The organism is Paenibacillus oryziterrae (assembly GCF_042610485.1).
In the GTDB taxonomy this organism is placed as follows: domain Bacteria; phylum Bacillota; class Bacilli; order Paenibacillales; family Paenibacillaceae; genus Paenibacillus_AQ.
In genome coordinates this window covers 13464-33217 of record NZ_JBGJZO010000006.1, presented here as the reverse complement: position 1 = coordinate 33217, position 19754 = coordinate 13464, and the positions used below count along the sequence as shown (strand labels likewise).

Genomic DNA, 19754 nt, shown 5'->3' with positions numbered 1-19754 from the left:
AAACCCTTGAATGTCATGGTTCAGCAGGATGCTAACACATATTTTAATAAGGATAACGGTTTGGAGAAATATTATTTATGGTTAACACAGGAGGTGAACATAATGAGCACTAAAACCAAGCCCGAAAAAAGCACTCCAAAGAGTAACCCGTCACGGTCTGACGACCCGAGCGATCAAGGAAAACCTAGAGTGCAAAAATAATTCACAGTAAAGCAGATAGACCCAGTAACATATTATGAAAGCACCGAACCCGGTCATTTAGGCCGGGTTCTTTTATTTCGCTCATTTAGTTGATCGAAGTCTGCCAGATTCCGCGGCAGCCTCATTTTACTTCTGTATTGAGCTAACGTTTCCCGTTTGCATAGTAACCCCTTTGCCAAAAAATCGACCTTCTGATTTAACTAATTACTCCTGGAGTGTCATTGTATATGTCGGTTGCATCTATTCCGAGTGAGGTAAGAACTGTATACATCATTGCACTCAATTGTTTATTCGAATTAAGTTTTCCATTATTTCTTTTTAAGAAATCATGAAACAAAAGAACCCTTTTTCCACCCATCAAGTAAAGTGAATATCCCTTATCGTCTTTGTAATCAATTACCTTTTCCAACTTTTTATTCTCTATGTTTAACATCATCAAAAACGCTTCGCAAACGTTCTGTCCATTGCAAATGATCCATGCATTATCTTCTGTCTTTGTGAGTATGTAATGGGTTAACTTATGAAAATATTTGTCCATTCGATTCTCAATCGATAATAGCTCATGCATCTTCTCATTTGTAATCGTCAAAATCTTCTTGGATGCAAATGGGATCATTTCTATAACTGCCATCGGACTATTTTCGATCATCTTTAAGTATTTCAGTTTTTTTTGCTTATTGTTTCCTTTATTCCACTCTGACCAAGCGACATATCCATTGTTCTCTAATCCATTAACAATAGATCCTATGTTTCGGTAATAATGACCAAGTAAAACTTCGTCAAATACATTGTTTTCGTCATATATGTTTGATGGAACATGGTATTCTGCAAGTTGCCCCCAGGTATACCCATTTAACCCCTCATCAGCATGTGGGTTTAAACCCCAAATTACATACTTTGGCCTGTCTCCAGAAGAAACAACCGGACAAAACTTTGTTGAGTCCATCTTGAAGTCATCTGAATTTCTCGGGTTAAATATAGACTCGATTTTCTTAACAACTTCTTCAAAGTCCTGGTTTTGATCCACTGGTCCTATTAATTCACTAATTGTAAAGACACTCATCAAGTCTATGAAATCATTTTTCACTTTAAAGCCCCCATAATTTATGTGGTTTTTGATGAAAATTAAACACAATTCTTGTTATCATTTTAACACAAATAAATTAAACAATTCTGCCAGTTAGCTTAATGAAGCGACTGCCAGTCTAATACTTTATTTTCTCAGTCTACAACTTTATTTTCCGAGTTTAACACTTTATTTTTCAGTCTACTACATTAATTTCTTTCTACATTAAGAGTCTTTTATATGATGTACGATCGCATCTTGTACTGGTTTATCCCGTATTTTTGCAAAGCTCTTGTAGTCACCTAGGAAATATAAAAAAAGCCGAACATCTTAGGAACTATCCCAGACATTCGGCTCAAAGTTTATAGTAGGTTCCACACTTTTTTCACTGGTTCCATACTTTTAACATTGGTTACACACATTCTTTACTAGTTCCCTACTTTTTTATCATCTGACAACATTCGAATACTTCTTCTTCCCTTACTCCACCGTAACACTCTTCGCCAAGTTACGTGGTTTATCCACGTCATGGCCGAGGGCCAGTGAAGCGTAGTAAGCCAACAGCTGTGTAACTACTACGGACAGCGTTGCAGTCAGCAGCGGAATGGTCTTTGGAATTACGAATGCTTGATCGACCGATCTGAGCAGATCGTTCACATGCTCTTCATGAGTGATTGCCAGTACGTCAGCGCCGCGTGCTTTCACTTCTTTGATGTTGCTTACGGTCTTCTCCAGCACGGACTCTTGAGTTGCCAGTGCGATAACTGGAACGCCCTCTTCGATCAGAGCCAGGGTACCGTGTTTCAATTCGCCCGCAGCATAAGCCTCGGAGTGAATGTAGGAGATTTCTTTCAGCTTCAGCGATCCTTCTTGAGCTACTGCGTAGTCTACGCCGCGGCCGATGAAGAACAGGTGCTTGTGCTTGGAGATTTGCTCTGCATAGTTCTTGATAGCTTCCTTCTGTTCCAGGATCTCTTCCACTTGTTCCGGAAGGGATTGCATAGCAGCCAGAATCTCAGCAACTTCAGCTTCGGATTTAGTACCGCGCACTTCAGCCATGTACAAGCCGAGAAGTGTGAAGGCAATCAGTTGCGAAGTATATGCTTTGGTGGAAGCAACTGCGATTTCCGGTCCAGCCAAGGTAACCAGGACATCATTAGCTTCGCGGGCAATGGAGCTGCCTACAACGTTCGTGATCGCCATAACATGAGCACCGTTCGCTTGGCCTTCACGCAGGGCAGCAAGGGTATCAGCAGTTTCACCGGATTGGCTGACTACGATAACCAGCGTTTCAGGCGTCACGATTGGAGCACGGTAACGGTATTCCGAAGCGATATCATTCTCAACCGGAATACGTACCAGGGACTCGATCAGGCTGCGTCCTACAAGACCCGCATTATATGCAGTTCCGCAAGCCACGATTTGAATGTTGCGGATGTTCTTGATTTGTTCTACGGTCAGGTTCAGCTCAGGCAGAATGACTTTGTTGCCTTCAGCGTTCATACGGCCGCGCATAGTGTCGCGGTAAGCCTTAGGCTGCTCGTGAATTTCTTTCAACATGAAATGCTCGTAGCCGCCTTTTTCCGCTGTTACCGCATCCCAATCGACAGTAATCATTTCCCGAGAAATAAAGTTACCTTCAATCGTCATCAGTTCGACAGCATCCCGTGTCAGGACAGCCATTTCGCCGTCGTTCAGGATGTATACGTTGCGGGTATATTCGAGCAAAGCCGGAATATCGGATCCGATAAAGTTCTCGCCTTCACCAAGACCGATAATCAGCGGACTTGCTTGACGCACAGCCACAAGTTTATCCGGCTCGTATTCTGTAAGCACGCCCAGTGCGAATGCACCGCGCATGTAGGTAATTGCTTTTTGTACTGCTTTGACAATATCTCCGTCATATTCGCGAGCGATCAAGTGGGAGATAACTTCAGTGTCGGTTTCCGACGAGAAATGGCATCCTTCTCTCATCAGTTCTTCTTTCAGATCCAGATAGTTCTCGACAATACCGTTATGCACGACCGAGAATTTCTGGCTCTCATCCGTATGCGGGTGGGAGTTAGCATCCGAAGGTTTGCCGTGAGTGGCCCAACGTGTGTGTCCAATTCCCGCGCTGCCGGACAGCGGAGTTGTCTCTAAACGGGCTTCCAGGTTCGCAAGACGACCTTGAGCCTTAACAACTTGCAATCCTTCTTTCGTAAATACAGCAATACCTGCGGAATCATACCCACGATACTCCAGCTTCTTCAAACCTTCAACCAAGATCCCCTGCGAATTCTGACTTCCAATATATCCCACAATACCACACATATAATTGCCCCCGTCCATTTTATCGAAATGTAGATGGCAAGAGGAAAGAAACGTGCCCTAGGCATGTTTATGAGAATAGGCAAATATTCTGTTGGTCTTCACTCAACAAAATAAACTGAATTATATGAATCATATTCATGTAATGTACAGCCCTCTTCTCTGCCGGGCAGACTGCTCCTAAACCCTGTTGCACATCCATGAATAATATTTACTTGGCACCCACGAGAGCGTTGTGTGGAAGGTCGCCCTGCCATTTTCCGCTTTCGTTTACGGCTCTGGTGCATCACCGGGAGGTCCCCGCCGAACATTTCGAACACCTCCACCTCGTCAGCTTACGTCTGCCGTGATCCGGTTCAGCTTACGCCCATTCAAGCCTATTTCAAGCTGTTCCTTCTCCCCCGCGCAAGACCAAGCTCTGGCGCTTGTATTACGGTAACCTTACGATCCTCACTTTCCTTCTGGAATGACACTTAATCTATTATATGCACCTGACACGACTTTGGCAATCCTAAGCAGGTTTTTACCATATAAAAAGCCGATGGACGGAGAAGAGTTCTCCGTACCACCGGCCGTATAATAATCAAATTAGACCAATTCCCGTTGCACAACCTCAACGATTTGTCCTACAAAATAATCAAGCTCTTCTTTATCTGGACCTTCTGCCATTACACGGATTAAAGGCTCTGTCCCGGACGGACGTACAAGTACACGGCCATTGTCGCCAAGCTTGCCCTCTACTTCCATAATCGCCGCCTCGATCGCCGGATTGTTCGGATAATTGGTTTTATCTAGTACCCGTACATTTACAAGCACCTGCGGATATTTGGTCATCATAGACTTCAGCTCGCTTAGCTTCTTACCTGAAGCTTTAAGGGTGTCCACCAGTTGGATCGCTGTCAGAATACCATCACCTGTTGTGTTGTAATCCAGGAAAATCACGTGGCCGGACTGCTCGCCGCCCAGGTTATAACCCCCACGCCGCATTTCTTCCATAACATAACGGTCACCAACCGCTGTCTTGGCTGTGTTCAGTGACAATTTCTTCGTGGCTTTGTAGAAACCGATATTACTCATTACCGTCGATACAATGGTACCGTCTTTGAGTTTACCTGCGCGGTTCATGGCATCGCCGCAAATGCACAGAATGAAATCACCATCAACCTCGTCACCGTTGTTGTCGATAGCAATTAGGCGGTCAGCGTCGCCGTCGAAGGCCAGTCCCAGATCCGCATGATGGCGAAGTACCTCTTCGCGCAGTGTCTCCGGATGTGTGGATCCGAATCCGTCGTTAATATTAAGGCCATTAGGTTCTGCACCAATTGCAATAACCTCTGCACCGAGTTCTCTGAACAAACGTGGAGCCAGCTCATAAGCCGCGCCGTGGGCGCAGTCGAGCACGATTTTGACACCTTCAAAGTTTTGGGAAATGGTTGTCTTCAAGTACTCCAGATACAGATACTTGGAGTCATTATCCACAGTGACTGTACCCAGCCCTGATCCTACTGGACGGGGGAGTTCATCAACAGGTGCGTCCATCAGTTCTTCGATCCGCAGTTCTGTTTCATCTGTTAATTTGAAACCGTCTCCGCCAAAGAACTTAATTCCGTTATCTTCTACCGGATTGTGTGAAGCCGAAATCATGACACCAGCATCCGCTTTTAATAGACGTGTAATATAAGCAACTGCTGGAGTGCTCACAACCCCCAGACGGATGACCTCAGCACCAATGGACAGCATTCCTGCAACCAATGCCGATTCCAGCAATGGACCAGAAATACGAGTATCCATTCCGATGACTACCTTTGGCTTCTCCACGTTGCCAGTCAATACATATCCTCCACAGCGGCCAATGCTATATGCCATTTCTGCAGTCAATTCCCGGTTAGCGACTCCGCGCACTCCGTCAGTTCCAAAATACTTCCCCATATCAAATCAAATCTCCCTTTATCGTATGTTATCCTGAAGCTTAATGTATTATTGTATGAATCATGTTCTGCTCTGTGTCAGAGTTGCCTACGTACCTGTTTTATTGCTGGCATTACCTGAGTTACCGCTTGTACCCAAAGCTTCGCTATTCCCAGTGGAAGAAGAAGGCTCCGGCGTACCCGCACCATGGCTCGGCTGCACACTGGACGAACTGCCTTCACCGTTCACTGGCTCCGATCCGGACTCAGGGGTACTGCCGCTCTCTGTAGATGGACCTGGTGAAGGTGTTGGTAGGATAGACGTCTGCAGATTCACCGTAACAACCAGGCGCTCACTGGATTGATTCAATGTAATGAATCTAGGCAGTGAGACAAGCAGTGGCACCTCATGCGTTCCAGCGGTCAGACCGCTGACATCTGCTACTACCGTGATCTGATCCCGGTCCATTTGATCCAGCAGCGTGGAAGCTCCTGACAGTGTCAGGTTCACCGTTCCACCGGGCGGATTGTTCACCTGGGCATTAAGCCCGCTCCCCAGCCCCTGCAGAGTTACCGGAATCCCCTCGAAGGTTCGTTCGGCAATCTCAGAGGCGGATAAGGTGACTGCAACCTTGCCAGGGTCCATTTTTTCCACTCCAGCCGGAGGGGTTAAGTCAAGTTCAATCCGTTTGGTACCTGCAGACTCAATTGTACTAAGATCAATAACTGCCTCATAAGAGGTAATTGACTCCAAATTCTCTTTATACCCGTACACCACGACACTGTCGACTTCCGGCAGCACACTGGAGATCACGAGCGAATCCGGGAGCTGTCCTTTGAAGCCGATGTCGAGCGGAACGCTTTTATATGGCAGGGTAATCGGCAATTCCACCGCTACGGTAGCCGGCTCAATCACCGCACCCTTGACCTCATTACCGGCACTGTCATAGGCGACAAGCTTCAGCTTCTTCTCTTTAATCGTGTCACTCTCGCCCTCAAGCTCAATTGTTCCCTGAACCTTCTCTACCTTGCTGAGTTCACTTGCGGGCAAAGTCACCTCTGCAGCTCCGATCGGCTGGATCACTGGTGTTCCTAGCTGATAACCTTCGGCAGGCTCACCTTTGGTAGCGATCGATATCGGAAAAGATTTGGTATTCCGCAGCTCTACATGAACATTAACCTCACGAGGTGTCATGGAGATCAGCGATACGCCATCAGGCAACTCTTCATGAAGCGGCAGTCTTACCGTCCCGGGCTGAACATTGCTTAGATCCAGCGTAACCTTGTAATCATCCGAGAACACAAACTTGATATCGCTGCTCTTCCCGCCAACTTCCAATCTTACGCTATCCGTATCTACGGTAACCTCATACTTGTCCTGGTCATAACCCAGAACCTCGATCTTTACATTCTCTATAATTTTCGAGCTCATATTCGCTGCCGTCTGCGCCGTTGGCGCACTGTCGATATGAACCATCGTCCACAGTATAACACCAATAGCCAGCGCCAGGATTTTGTTGAAATTATTATTCTTCATCCATTTATCCATTGCGGCTATCCCCCTTCCGTTTCCAGAAAGCGGCGCTTTTGTCCTTGAGCTTGGAGCCGGCACTTAGTTCCTCATGAAGCTTCGAGATCAGAGATTCTTCCTTAATATCACGGACAATTTGTCCATTAAATGCGAGTGAGATCTGTCCAGTCTCCTCCGATACAACTACCGATACAGAGTCCGCTACTTCACTAATTCCGATCGCCGCACGGTGACGTGTCCCCAGCTCTTTGCTAATGAACGGATTCTCTGATAAAGGTAAATAACAGGCTGCTGCTGCAATCTGATTCCCCTGCATAATAAGCGCGCCGTCATGGAGCGGTGTGTTCGGAATAAAAATATTGATCAACAGCTCGGAGCTGACGACCGACTGCATCGGAATCCCGGATTCGGTATAATCGTTAAGACCCGTTTCTCTTTCAAAAACGATTAATGCCCCAATTTTTCTGCGTGCTAAATAATTAACCGCTTTAATGACTTCGCCGATTAATTTGTTGATCTCCTCATCATTCTCTGCCGAGCGCCCAAAGAATCGTCCCCGGCCGAGCTGCTCTAGCCCACGCCTCAGTTCCGGCTGAAAAATAATAAACACAGCCAGAACCCCAAAGGTAAACACCTGATTCATCAACCATTTGAGGGTGTATAAATCCAAGAGGGTACTCAGCGCCCAAATGACAACCAGCACTAAAATACCCTTGAGCAGCTGAATCGCCCGGGTGCCGCGAACCATATTGAGCACCTTATAAATGATGTAACTTACGATAAGAATATCGATTATATCTTTAATGGACTCTTTCCATGTCAGGTCGGTAAAATAACTCATCCAGTCGAACCCCCGTCATTTCATATTAGCTGGGTTTATGTAGCGGTTCTATTTATGTGTATCGTAACTAGGTTATAACGTTCACGCTCAGAGTGCAAGTATAGCTGCTGAAGATCATAGGAATCGGCTTCATGAACGACAAAAAAGCGCCATCTTTCCGGAAAAAGAGGCGCAGATGATATTCCGGTTAACCCATACCTGGTGCTTAACGGTAGGCGACTTCAGAGAACATATTCGTCACTTTATACCAGAGCCAGCTTACGGCTTGGTCTATGCTTTTCACTTGCCCGGAAATATGGGCGGTTGAAGCTTGGTAGAGCGATCCATCGATGATGGTTACATTCCCGTTCACATCCCCGTATACCTCCGCTTCACCGTTCTCCACGGTAAGATCGCCGGAAATGGTCTTGCCTGAAGGGACAATAACCGTATCCCCCTTAATCACAACCTGCTCCAAATCACTACCTTTAACAACGAGTTGTCCGTCCGGACTCCAAAATGTAACGGTGCTCATCAGCATAACCACAAGAAATAATGAGGCTGCTGTAAGCGCAGGATGTACTCGGATCCACGTAATCAGCCGGCGCTCCTTCTTGGCTTTCGGCAGAGCATTCATAATTCGCTCGGCCAGCGCATCCGAAGGAACCGGACTCTTATGCATCAGCGAGAACATCAGCATATCTGTCTGTTCCAATTCATTGAACTTAGCACGGCAATCCGGACAGGATATAAGATGCTCCTTCAATTCCCGTTGCTGCAGATCGGGCAAGTCGTCATCCAGGTAGTCATGCATCATAGAGACGGCCAGTTTGCATTCCATAGGAGCCAATCCTTTCATATGTGCTATTTAATTATCGTAATACATGTCAGAGTAAATCTTGCACACCATATATACGATCTTAACGAAAAGACGTTTCAGTTTAAAGAATAAAATTTTTACATTTTCGAGGACAGCTTTTTACGCAGGAATTCACGGCCCCGGTGTACTCTGGTTTTGATGGTCGTAACCGGCATGTCCAGTACATCACTGATCTCCTGAAGGGATAGATCCTGCAAATAACGTAAAATCATGACGGACCTATACTTAACAGGAAGACCATCAATCGCCTCATGAAGCAAGGCTTGGGTTTCTGACAGCAATAGCTCAGTTTCAGGAGTCACATTATCACTTGGAATCATGGAATAGCCGTCAATGCCCTCTTGATCGTTCAGCTCCGCATCCAGCGAATACACAGGTTTGCGCTTCCTCAGCCGATCGATGCACAGGTTGGTTGCAATCCGGTAAATCCATGTCGAGAATTTCTGTTTGTCATCATACCGGTCCAGGTTCCTGTAGACACGCAAAAACGTCTCCTGAACGATATCCTCCGCCTCATGGCGGTTATTCAGCATCCGGTACGCCAGATGGTATATTTTGTCTTTATATAGTTCCACAAGTTCGGCAAATGCCCGCTGATCGCCTTTTAAGGCGAGTTTTGTCAGTCTGCCTTCCACGTTCTCCACCTGTTAACTCCCCCAGACTTGCCGTCCTTGGTATACTCTTGCATACATATCCACGGTAAGCTATTAAAGCGTAAATCAAGTACGGTCAAAAATCAAGGTATGTATTGTTACCTTCTATATAAAATGGTTGAAAATTACTGGCTCGGAAAAAGAGTGGTGAATGGGTCGCTATTACGAAGAATGTTGGACTTTCGGTCGCTGTTGTACTCAGATTTCCTGATTGCAAACCGCTCTCGCGGTTGAAATCTGAGTACAAAGGCGAGCGCTTCGCTCCTACAGTTCCAAAATTCTTCTCCATGGCTCCTTCACCTATCGGTGGGAGCGGGGGTTTCTGTCACCGGAAATCATCCGGTAACAATATGGGGGGAAAGTAACTTTGTTGAAGCTGCTGCGTTGCGGCAGCTTCTTAGAACAAACCAACACAAATATAAGAGATTTAGCGTCGTAAGTCCTGCGGACTTGCCCGACACGCGGAAGGACTAGCGAATGCATCGCTGTCCTTCCTTTTTCAATATTTACTACTTTAGTGAATATCCTTGGGGTTATAGGCGATGCCGTCGATCATAAGTAGACAATCGGAGTCAAAGAACTCAGTGGTTGTGGTCATACGGGCGGGATATTTATCGGGTTCGAAATAATCCAGGAATACTTTCTCCATCTCGGGCAGGTCTGCGATGTTTTTTAGGTGTACATTGACTTTAACAATCTGCTCTAAGGAGATACTACATTGTTCCAGTGTCTTCTTGAGTTCGGCAAAAGCAGAATGAATCTGCTGGGTGAAATTATCGCCGAATCCCCGGTGCAAGCCGATAAACACATATTCCCCTGCAACCACTGCTGAAGAATAGCTAAACGGAGTCGTTACTCTTGTAATCATCCGATCTTCTCCTAACATAATGAATTAATTAACCGATCATATTCATCTTAGAACAAATGTTCGATATATTCAAGCAACTTCCATTTCAATGCATATGAGTGTTCAGGTCGGCTAATGAGGCCATTTAAATAAAAAAATGACGTATAAGCTGCTGCCAGCTATACGTCATTTTTGATGATGTTCCTATGTTATTGCCAGACAGAGTAACGACAGGGCATCAGCCCGTATTACGAAGTCCTGCGGCAATGCCGTTGATGGTCAAGAGCACCTCACGCAGAAGTTCCGGGTCATCCCCGTCACCGTCACGGATCGTGCGGAGTTCGGACAGCAGCTGCACCTGCAGATAGCTGAGCGGATCGACATAAGGATTACGCAGCCGGATGGATTCCTGAATGACAGGCACATTGTCCAGGATATCCTGCTGACCTGTGATTTTCAGGATCAGCTCTGCAGTCAGCTTGAACTCTTCTTTAATCTGGCCGAAGATCCGCAGTCGTGCTTCCTCGTTCTTGCCCATTCCCGCGTATTCCTCGGCAATGACCAAATCCGCCTTCGCGATAGCCATTTGCAGAGTATCTACCAGCGAGGAGAAGAAGGAGAAGTTCTCGTACATGTGGCGCATGATCTCCAGATTCTCTTCTTTACCGTCATAGAAGCTTTGCAGCCCTGTACCGGCAGCATACCAGGCAGGAAGCAGATAACGGCTCTGCGTCCAGGCGAATACCCACGGAATCGCCCGAAGGTCTTCGAAGCGGTCGCTGTTCTTGCGTTTGGAAGGACGGGAGCCGATGTTCAGTTCTCCCACTTCCGGCAGTGGTGTAGATTCTTTGAAATAGGTCAAGAAATCCGGATCACGGAAGATCAGATCCTGATATTTATTCCGCGAGATTTCGGAAATGCGGGCGATAATGCCTTCCCACTTGGCTTCGTACAGATCCGTTGAAGGGGTTCTGGCATGAATCGCCGCTGTTACCAGCGCAGAGGTTGCCTGCTCTAGGCTTCGGTAAGCAATGCCGCGCATGGAATACCGGGAAGAGATAACCTCACCCTGCTCGGTAATTTTGATTCCTCCTCCGATGGTCGAAGCCGGCTGCGCCAGAATGCTGCGGTTCAGCGGCATCCCGCCTCGGCCCAGTGCTCCACCGCGGCCATGGAAGAATTTCAGCTTAATGCCGAACTTATCCGCTGTAGCTGTCAGTTCCTTCAAGGCAACACGCAGCTCCCAGTTCGCGGTAACCACTCCACCGTCCTTATTGCTATCCGAGTATCCAAGCATGATTTCCTGCAGATCGTTCATCGCAGTTACAGCCTGACGGTAGATTGGCAGGTTAAGCAGCGTCTCCATAATATGCGGAGCTTCATGGAGATCGTCAATAGTCTCAAAGAGCGGCACAGCCTGCAGAGTGCAGACAACTGTTCCATCTTTGTCCTTACGGAACAAGCCTACTTCTTTGGCAAATACCATAACCTCAAGAATATCACTTGGGGCTTCTGCCATACTGATCAGGTAGCTGGTAATGCAATGCTTGCCGTACTCTTCCTGCGCCTTGAACACCGTACGGTATACTTCAAGGCATTCCTCCGTAGTCTCCGTATAGGATTGATAAGGAGAAGTAAGAGGACGTGGATCATTGAGCAAGCCTTCAAGCAGGACGATTTTATCCGCTTCACCCATACTGGAATAGTCGTCCGTAATGTTCATTTTGGCCAGGATTTCTGCCATCGCATTCTCATGCTCTTTGCTGTGCTGGCGAATGTCGAGTGTCGCGGTATGGAATCCGAACAGTTCTACCTGGCGGATCAGCTTCTTAATATAGGTATCAGCCACATAATCCGCATAATGGAAGCGCAGACTGCGGTCGATTACATCTAAGTCATGAATAAACTCTTCCGGTGAAGAATACCGTTCTGGAGTACCCTTTTTCTCATCGTCGAGAACGTTTTGAATTTTGGAGATCATATAGCTCAGCTTGATCCGGTACGGCTCGTTGTCGTTGCGCCAAGAGTCTACCCGAGTCAGGTTGATAATATCGCGGTCGGCTGAGATAGAATCCGCCAGTTCTGGCGTGATCTCTATAATGCTTGTGCTGAAGCTGAGATAACGCATGAGATCTCTCATGATGCGCTGATATTCCCGTATGACCATCTTGCGTTGCATCCGCAGAGTTTCCATGGTTACCGAAGCAGTTACCGAAGGATTACCATCCCGGTCACCACCGATCCAGGAACCGAAACGCAGATAAGTAGGTACATGCCAGTTCTGGCCCGGATAATATTTGCTCAAACACCGCTCAAGCTCCTGATAAACATCAGGCAGCACATGAAAAATCGTCTCATGGAAATAGTACATCCCGTTACGCACTTCATCGAGTACGGTTGGTTTCCGGTCACGAAGTTCGTCGGTCTGCCATAGGGTAATAACCTCATTTAACAGCTTCTCACGCAGCTGCTCGCGTTCCCGGAAGGTTAGGGTAGGATTATCCAGACCCATGACGTCCTCAGAAATCCGCTTGTGAATATCCAGAATAACACGGCGCATGGCTTCCGTTGGATGTGCTGTCATGACCAGTTCAAGGGACAAGCCTTTGATAATCTCGCGGACCTCCTCATGTGAGAAGTCACGTTCCCGAAGCTCCTGGATGGCACTCTCTATGGATCCTGGTTGAACCGTTTCCCCGGCGGACCGTTCATAATCCCGTTTTCTGCGAATACGGTGATTCTGCTCGGCGATATTCACCAATTGAAAATAAATGGCGAATGCCCGTATAACCTGATGACGGTTATCCGGATCCAGTGAACTGATCAACTCTTTGAATTCTTTGTGCAGTTCAGGCAAAAACAATGAGCGAAGCGATTTACTGGTCTCGCGGATCTTCTCCACGATATCCAGCAGTTCGTTCCCGCCTTGGTGAACCAAGACTTCGCCCAAGATATTCCCCAAGAACCGTACGTCACGCCGCAGCAGATTGTTTGAATTATTTTTGCTGACAGCAGTCGTAAGTTCGGTCATGATGCTCCCCCCATCCTCTTCCGGATCAATGTCTAAACATTGTCTATTAAAGCTTTCCTCATATCATACAATAAAACAAAACGAAAATCTAAAGCTTTATTGCGCGGTAAAGCGTTAGAGCACTTAAAGATTATACAACATTTTGGCTATTTATGTAGTTGTTAAAATTTATCTCCGTGAAAAGTTAAATTAATGGCTTAAAACAGGGGTTACTGTTCACGAAAATAATCCGGGGAGTGGATATTTATGAGTAGTATGCGGAGAGGTGACGGATTGGAACTAGGGCGGGAAGTTATTTTTATGCTGATTTGAGCGGTTTGGAGGCACAAAGACCTCCTTATTTTCTTTTAGTATGGAAGGAATTACGATTTCAAAAACCAAACGGATACTTCTTTATAATGAAGAAATACCTCCAGATGCCGAACCTTTGGCTCGTATATAAGCACCCGTTTGGACTAGTTAGCACATTATTATTTACCCCCGCCCGAGCCGGAACGGTCTTGAAAAGCCAGCTCAAATAATCCGGTTGCCGACAACCCGGCTAAAGCGCCTGACCACAATCGAAGTGTTAATCCCAAGTCGGTAAAAGGGTACGCAGCCGCTCCCACCAGCAGCCCGATAAGCAGCCCAACCGAAGGAACCGCGTTCCGCGGAATAGCAACACTGTTCTTGACCAGTTGCACAAGAGCCAACACGAACACAGCCAGTACAGAGGCAAAAGCCAACACGTGATTCAGGATATCGCTATACACTATTTCTCCTCCTCGATTTTTATTTCATTAGGTTGTAAGCATGAGGCATCTAAGAAACACAGTCCTCGGCATAAGCTTTATTGCAGCCATCCCATTTATGATTCTTACTCCGCTCTTGCTCATGGCATCTCGCTTACATTGCAGCAATAACCACTGCAGTCCTCTTACCTGTTTTCAGCCTGTCTCGTGGTTATATTGACTGTACGGGTTGCGGGGTCATAGCTGAGCTTCGCTCCAAAAGCCGTGGCCAACACCCGGATAGGCGCATAGGTTACTCCCTCCTCTGGATTCAGCAAGCCGTCAGCCACTTTAATGCCGTTCACCTGTACTGCTGCGGGCAGATATTTTGCAGCAGTTTTCATTTCGTTGTTCTTCCGGATGATTGCCTCTGCGGCTGCAATGGCGGTTTGGGAGGGCTTAGCCCCAGCTCTCAACTGATCGATCGACAAACCAAAAGTCAGCTGTAGATGCGGATAGTCCTTGAAGCCAGTCCAGTCTCCACCCCATTCGAACCCAAGCGCCTTAGCGTGCCGGACCACCTCCAGCCAATCCGCCTCCCGGTCGTTGTCGTCATCCCGTTTCATGTCCCAGGACACCGCCTTCCCGTCAGGCAGCAAGAGAGCAAAATCCACAGCCAGCCCATAGTTATGGTAGCTGCAACCGCCCTTGGCGTTGGTAACGATGCTACCTGGGGCGGTGCGCCCTTGAGCATACAGAGCATTTTGCTCGGCGATGGTTCTCAGCCCTTGCGTGATCAGAATCGGCACGCCGCTTGTATAGCAACGCTCGATCAAGAGCGTAGCAGCGTTTAGGACTACGGGGTGGAGGCCTGAGAGGCGAGTCGATGATCTACTTATTACTTGATCTTGTGTCAACATCTTTAGAAGCCTCCTCCATTTTTCGATCCAGACGCCGGAGTACGATGAACTGGTCATATCGTCCCGTCCACGTAAGTCGGGCCAGCGCGATCAATCCTACCGTTGTACCCATCTGCGCCAGCGTCCAGCCTTCCAACAGCCAATTCATAAATTCCGTACTGTTAAACCCAAAAACCTCTGAAACCCGGATCAGACAAACGATTAGCATCTTAAACAGGTATGCCGCCAAAAAAAAGAGCATCGCCAACATAAAAACGCTGACAGTACCCTTTTGAAATCGTTCGTGGTAATAACTTCGATGATGATGAATGATAAATCCAGAACACCCGATGGCCGTCAAATACAAAGCAATGAGCAAAATATTAATGAACATGAGGATTCCCCCTATCATACAGGAGATACCGCGCGAATTTGTTTCGATCAATCTCTTCTTGGATCTCCTGCGACATATCCTGATAAAGCCGGATCGCTACCGTTACCCTGCCAGATGCTTGTGCCAGCGCCTTCTCTCTCTTTTTGTGCTGGGGTGATAGACGTTTAATCAAATTACTGAGCACGTTATCCTCCCCTATCCTCATCACTACCACCACTTCCGGCAGCATGATCGATTTTGAGTCTTTGTAGTACCTCAAGCGTAGGCGCCATAAAATCAGCCCGCTCTTTGTCTAAGATGGCCTGCAACCGATCCCGGTCCTCTTCCGCAAGGTCCAGTAGCTCCCGGGGTACCAACTGCCCTTTCACAATAGCCCGTACCAACACGATGACGACCAGCAGCAATATAAGAGACACAACATAAGCCAGGCCGTATTTGTCTGCCAGTGGCAGCAATTTTTCTAGATTAGTAACATCGTTACTGTCCATTCCCCCGCTCCTTTCTTTTTATTTTTGATTGAATTTATATTTGAGGCAGCCAAAGCCGCCTCTAAGACCGCTATCTGTGTTGACATGGGTGGTTCAGGAGGCGGTGATATATGAGCATCCAGCAAATCAAGCATTTTATGTCCTCTCTGCGCGTGTCATAGATTAACTGCATAAAAAGATGCTCCTTCAATTAAGTGAAAGATACTTGACCGTTCAGTTGTGTTTCAAGCGACCGAAATCCGAAAGGGACGTTCCGGGGTTAATTTACTCAGCTACGTTCCAACCTCTTAAGTGAAGGGCCGGTTAAAAGGTTCATGTCAAATGCACACCCTGAGGAATTTTTTCCTTAACTAATAAATACAACCCCCGGATCGGCTCCGAGGGCAAAATAAAAACGCCTCTCTAGGCGCTCCCGGTTAAAGCTATGCTTTTGGAGTAATTACAATAAGTTCCTGCCATTGCGTTTCTTTCAAAGAGCCTCTTTCGTATGCTGCATCTACCTGTGCAAGCGTAAAGTTAGCCACAATATAAACTTTGATTTCTTCGTGATAAGCAGCGGGGATATCGGCAAAAGTACGGGTTCCGTCAAGGATAATCATATTTGCGTATCCTCTGACCATGCGTTGACGGGCTGTTAATATTTCGGACAAATTTTCCTACCTCCTTCCATGCGATTTATATGACATTATTTTCGCTATAGCAAGCAAGCGTTTGCCAGTACCTCAAAAACAAACATTTGGTCATCCTGCATGGTTGCGTCACGCTGCGAAAGTCTGACAACTTCCGCGCGTAAAGACTCGTTATCCGCTTCTAACATTTCCTCTCTCGTTAGCGCTCTCGGGGTTTCAGTGTAATAAACGGTGTTATTGTCAGGGTCAAACATCTGCACAAATCGAATGCCTCTCTTTTGCGGAGGCCATTCAGGAATATAGTTAACCTTTACCGCTGTTTCATCTGTATTCGGAAATACCCCAATATCTTCAGAGCATATTTTGCCTATTTCTTTTGTGTCATTTTTATAAACTACAAACATGTAAATCACTCCAGTCCATAAGTTAATTGAAATACTATAAAGTAATTTTGGTAATTGTAGAGATAAGCGCGTTTCCTACCTAGTTTGAACATGGAACGAACTTGTGGAGTAGGGATGTAGCTACTAATTCCATTGAGTTGCGTAGAGATAGGCGTCCACTCATTTAGTGTTGTAGGCATATTGTCAGCCTGAGCCGCATACATACCGTAGGTGTAAACGCCAACTAAGAGGTTTCCAAATATGTCTATCTGGAAATTGTTAGGCGCAGCCGCGAAAGTCATTGTAGCTATTATTGTTCCGGTGCTGGCATCTATTTTATATAAGCTGTTCCCTGCTGATAAGAATAAACAGCTCTTATACAAAATCAACTCCATACTAACACCGGAGCCGTGGCTTGTGTTCCAAACAGTAGTGCCAGTGCTTACATTTATTTTAGAGATACTAGAGTTACTTAGCCATACATATATCATGTTTGGATCGGAAGGGTCTGCGCACATTAGCCCGTTAGCCCAGATACTAGTACCTGTATTTATGGTTTTAACGAATGCGCCAGATGCGCTTGTTATCTCTATTACTGTTGAGTTATTAGAACCCGACACGCAAGAACCATCAGCTAAGATAATATTTTTGGCACCACTCGAAGCAGTATTAAAGACTTTAGACCACACTTGAGTGGGGTTAGCATTCCCATTCAACTTATACTTATAAAGTGTGGTGCTACTGTTAAACCAGATATAATCACCCATCCTTACAAGACCATACATCTGGCCACTGAGCGGCATTGAGAATATCTGTGTCATACCTACATAGGCTCTTAGGAAATATTGCGGACTGGTATCATGCGAAAGAGTTATGCAAAGTTCATCTAGTTCGTCATTAAATTCCAGCTGGTCTAGATAAATTAACTGGGCGGATTGCATAGCGCCGAGGTTTACATTCGAACCGCTCACCGCAGGAGCTGCTTTAAGTGCTGATAACATAGTGTCCCATGAAGCGTCATTACGAACGCTACCATTGCGAGAACGTATAGCTGCACCTATCTTAGCTTTTATACTAGGCAAAAACGTGCTATTAGTATCTTGCGCTGCCTTTGCTGTACCAACCAATGAATCACCTGCGGCGGGTATCTTGCTGAATCTATAGGTCCAAGTGTCGTCTCCCATAGTTATAGTTATTTCATTATTAAGGCGCACTTTCGAAAGCTCGGGCGCGAACACTATAACATCAGCCGGGACTATTGACATAGATGGGTTAAGTGTCAGGTTAATATAGATACGTGTGGTATTTGCGGCTGTTCTAAACTTAGTACCGGGAAGCGCCGAGAGGGTGGCAACCGTCCGCAAGCCACTACTGTCTGCTTCCATGATTGAGCTAGCTATTAGCTCTTTCTTAGTGTTGGTGGCTTTGAAGATATATTCGGTGTTAGGTTCAACTACTATTGGCGTCTTGTATCTAACAGTTAAACTACTAGCAACGGTAGTAACAGCAGTACCCACAGCACTGCCTGCATGCATTCCCTGTTCCCAATCTACAGGAAGCTGGGAGAGAAGTTGTTCAACTGCATTGTATTTACCATACTTGATAGCGTCCCACTGCTCGGCAGACAGATTGACCGCAGTACTCTCGCCGCTTGCGATATTCTTAGTGGCTACTATAACCCCGTTCACAGCTTCTGTTATCGCAGTCATAGCGGCATCGCTAGTTATGCTGTAGGTCAAAAGATTAGATTTATTAGCACCTGTCTTTGTACCAATTGAACCGGGCGCTACAGAGATGCTATTCTTTGTCCATGAACCTTTAAATCCGATGTGTAATGTTGAATTGGCGTTAAGGAAGATGTACAACGGATTGTTAAATTTAAAATTGAATAAACGATCGAAAAGTAAATGTGGCCAACGTTGACCAGACACCAGAGCTGTATGAGCAGACCACGTACCGGCATCATTTACCAAAGCTACACAGCCTGTATTACCGTCCTGATAAACTAAGAATATTCTATTCTTATGATTAGCCGTTATTGATGGGTATCTCTTGTTAGTGGCTGTCGTAGTTGAGTTGGTGATTCTAGTAACTGTCCATGATACACCTAAATTGTCGGAATAGGCCACAAAGACATTGTCGTACGTTGTTTCTACATTGTCCCTGCCATGGAAAGTAACCCAGATACGACCAAATTGTAATCCGTTGATGCTAGCAGGAACATACATGACATCATCTACTGCTTGCGCATATGAAGTACCGCTGACCCCTCCGTATACTTGGTAAACACCCCAGTATTGATCTGTTGATTGTGGTCCGCTCACTCTAAACGTGCTGTTGTTGGTGTACATCATTACGCGAATATCAGAAGTACTGATTTGTGCCATGACGAATATGCCCACATGACCATTAGGCAGAATTACTATTCTCGGGTATTGTATATGGCGTCCTATGGTATTTTCTGTTGTGACGGGGACAAAATTATTCCAAACAATCATATTGTCTTTGATAGTTCCCTTTACATAGCCAATATTTATGCTATTCGGTGTCTGGTTATTGATATTAGTGAAGGCCACGTGTAGTTCCTTGCCATCATCACTTATTTCAATAGATACATCAATAGCGCCTCCATTGACAGCATAACCTGTACCTGCTGCTAGGTCCTTATTAGCGCCTATCTGAGTACCGTCCTTTTTGTACCTTGCGAATAGGATGCTGTTTGCCTGAGACCAAACTATACCCACATCGTTACCGATAGGTACGATACTTACGTCAGCTATTGATGATAGGCCAAGTGTTGATTTTATTAAGCTCCAAGTACTACCATCTGTCGATGACTTTATTTCCCAACCGGCGTTCCCCACAGATTGTCTATAAACAGCTACAAGAGTGCCGTCTTGCAAAACGATCTGTTTGCGACCCCCTAAATTTTGGTTGGCACTGGCCGTGTTAAAGTCAGGACTTGTTATAAGCGTTGCGTCTGTAATTACTGGCATTTATTTCAC

Annotated in this window: 17 protein-coding genes; all 17 read right to left on the bottom strand. The window is 46.2% G+C overall.

The window, feature by feature from the left end:
* Positions 1–397 precede the first annotated feature (397 nt).
* Positions 398–1288: a hypothetical protein gene (locus tag ACAN55_RS08950; RefSeq protein WP_379130999.1), complete on the bottom strand. Its 891-nt coding sequence runs from the start codon at positions 1286–1288 to the stop codon at positions 398–400.
* Positions 1289–1747: 459 nt separating this feature from the next.
* A complete protein-coding gene (gene glmS, locus ACAN55_RS08945) occupies positions 1748–3580 on the bottom strand; it encodes a glutamine--fructose-6-phosphate transaminase (isomerizing) (RefSeq protein WP_379130997.1) in 1833 nt (610 codons plus the stop codon).
* Between the two features lie 585 nt (positions 3581–4165).
* Complete coding sequence (glmM, locus tag ACAN55_RS08940; RefSeq protein WP_379130994.1) at positions 4166–5506, bottom strand: phosphoglucosamine mutase; 1341 nt, start codon at positions 5504–5506, stop codon at positions 4166–4168.
* 87 nt (positions 5507–5593) lie between these two features.
* On the bottom strand, positions 5594–7033 hold the full coding sequence (locus ACAN55_RS08935) for a CdaR family protein (protein ID WP_379130992.1): 1440 nt from the start codon (positions 7031–7033) through the stop codon (positions 5594–5596).
* Entirely contained in the window at positions 7026–7856 is an 831-nt protein-coding gene (gene cdaA, locus ACAN55_RS08930) for a diadenylate cyclase CdaA (protein ID WP_379130989.1), read from the bottom strand. Before cdaA ends, ACAN55_RS08935 begins: the two co-directional genes overlap by 8 nt.
* Before the next feature lie 205 nt (positions 7857–8061).
* On the bottom strand, positions 8062–8676 hold the full coding sequence (locus ACAN55_RS08925) for a zf-HC2 domain-containing protein (protein ID WP_379130986.1): 615 nt from the start codon (positions 8674–8676) through the stop codon (positions 8062–8064).
* Positions 8677–8792: 116 nt separating this feature from the next.
* Positions 8793–9359: an RNA polymerase sigma factor SigW gene (sigW, locus tag ACAN55_RS08920; protein ID WP_379130984.1), complete on the bottom strand. Its 567-nt coding sequence runs from the start codon at positions 9357–9359 to the stop codon at positions 8793–8795.
* A gap of 523 nt (positions 9360–9882) precedes the next feature.
* Positions 9883–10236, bottom strand: coding sequence for a RidA family protein (locus ACAN55_RS08915; protein ID WP_379130981.1), 354 nt, complete (start codon positions 10234–10236; stop codon positions 9883–9885).
* Between the two features lie 217 nt (positions 10237–10453).
* On the bottom strand, positions 10454–13246 hold the full coding sequence (gene ppc, locus ACAN55_RS08910) for a phosphoenolpyruvate carboxylase (RefSeq protein WP_379130979.1): 2793 nt from the start codon (positions 13244–13246) through the stop codon (positions 10454–10456).
* A gap of 470 nt (positions 13247–13716) precedes the next feature.
* Positions 13717–13983, bottom strand: coding sequence for a holin (locus ACAN55_RS08905; RefSeq protein ID WP_379131444.1), 267 nt, complete (start codon positions 13981–13983; stop codon positions 13717–13719).
* Between the two features lie 179 nt (positions 13984–14162).
* Entirely contained in the window at positions 14163–14876 is a 714-nt protein-coding gene (locus ACAN55_RS08900) for a M15 family metallopeptidase (RefSeq protein WP_379130977.1), read from the bottom strand.
* Positions 14848–15249, bottom strand: a complete 402-nt coding sequence (locus ACAN55_RS08895; protein ID WP_379130975.1) for a hypothetical protein — start codon at positions 15247–15249, stop codon at positions 14848–14850. Before ACAN55_RS08895 ends, ACAN55_RS08900 begins: the two co-directional genes overlap by 29 nt.
* A complete protein-coding gene (locus ACAN55_RS08890) occupies positions 15239–15433 on the bottom strand; it encodes a hypothetical protein (RefSeq protein ID WP_379130973.1) in 195 nt (64 codons plus the stop codon). Before ACAN55_RS08890 ends, ACAN55_RS08895 begins: the two co-directional genes overlap by 11 nt.
* A gap of 1 nt (position 15434) precedes the next feature.
* A complete protein-coding gene (locus ACAN55_RS08885) occupies positions 15435–15737 on the bottom strand; it encodes a hypothetical protein (protein WP_379130970.1) in 303 nt (100 codons plus the stop codon).
* Between the two features lie 422 nt (positions 15738–16159).
* Entirely contained in the window at positions 16160–16387 is a 228-nt protein-coding gene (locus tag ACAN55_RS08880; protein ID WP_379130967.1) for a hypothetical protein, read from the bottom strand.
* A 44-nt stretch (positions 16388–16431) separates the two neighbouring features.
* The gene (locus ACAN55_RS08875) at positions 16432–16770 is read right to left on the bottom strand and encodes a hypothetical protein (protein WP_379130964.1); all 339 of its coding nucleotides are present in this window, start codon (positions 16768–16770) and stop codon (positions 16432–16434) included.
* Between the two features lie 5 nt (positions 16771–16775).
* Positions 16776–19745: a hypothetical protein gene (locus ACAN55_RS08870; RefSeq protein WP_379130961.1), complete on the bottom strand. Its 2970-nt coding sequence runs from the start codon at positions 19743–19745 to the stop codon at positions 16776–16778.
* Positions 19746–19754 lie beyond the last annotated feature (9 nt).

Bases quoted from the DNA above. Each gene is read 5' to 3' on its own strand.
- ACAN55_RS08925 (WP_379130986.1), bottom strand. From the start codon at position 8,676: ATGGAATGCAAACTGGCCGTCTCTATGATGCATGACTACCTGGATGAC.
- ACAN55_RS08915 (WP_379130981.1), bottom strand. From the start codon at position 10,236: ATGATTACAAGAGTAACGACTCCGTTTAGCTATTCTTCAGCAGTGGTT.
- ACAN55_RS08885 (WP_379130970.1), bottom strand. From the start codon at position 15,737: ATGGACAGTAACGATGTTACTAATCTAGAAAAATTGCTGCCACTGGCA.
- glmS (WP_379130997.1), bottom strand. From the start codon at position 3,580: ATGTGTGGTATTGTGGGATATATTGGAAGTCAGAATTCGCAGGGGATC.
- glmM (WP_379130994.1), bottom strand. From the start codon at position 5,506: ATGGGGAAGTATTTTGGAACTGACGGAGTGCGCGGAGTCGCTAACCGG.
- ACAN55_RS08900 (WP_379130977.1), bottom strand. From the start codon at position 14,876: ATGTTGACACAAGATCAAGTAATAAGTAGATCATCGACTCGCCTCTCA.
- ACAN55_RS08875 (WP_379130964.1), bottom strand. From the start codon at position 16,770: ATGTTTGTAGTTTATAAAAATGACACAAAAGAAATAGGCAAAATATGC.
- ACAN55_RS08935 (WP_379130992.1), bottom strand. From the start codon at position 7,033: ATGGATAAATGGATGAAGAATAATAATTTCAACAAAATCCTGGCGCTG.
- ppc (WP_379130979.1), bottom strand. From the start codon at position 13,246: ATGACCGAACTTACGACTGCTGTCAGCAAAAATAATTCAAACAATCTG.
- ACAN55_RS08870 (WP_379130961.1), bottom strand. From the start codon at position 19,745: ATGCCAGTAATTACAGACGCAACGCTTATAACAAGTCCTGACTTTAAC.
- cdaA (WP_379130989.1), bottom strand. From the start codon at position 7,856: ATGAGTTATTTTACCGACCTGACATGGAAAGAGTCCATTAAAGATATA.
- ACAN55_RS08895 (WP_379130975.1), bottom strand. From the start codon at position 15,249: ATGTTCATTAATATTTTGCTCATTGCTTTGTATTTGACGGCCATCGGG.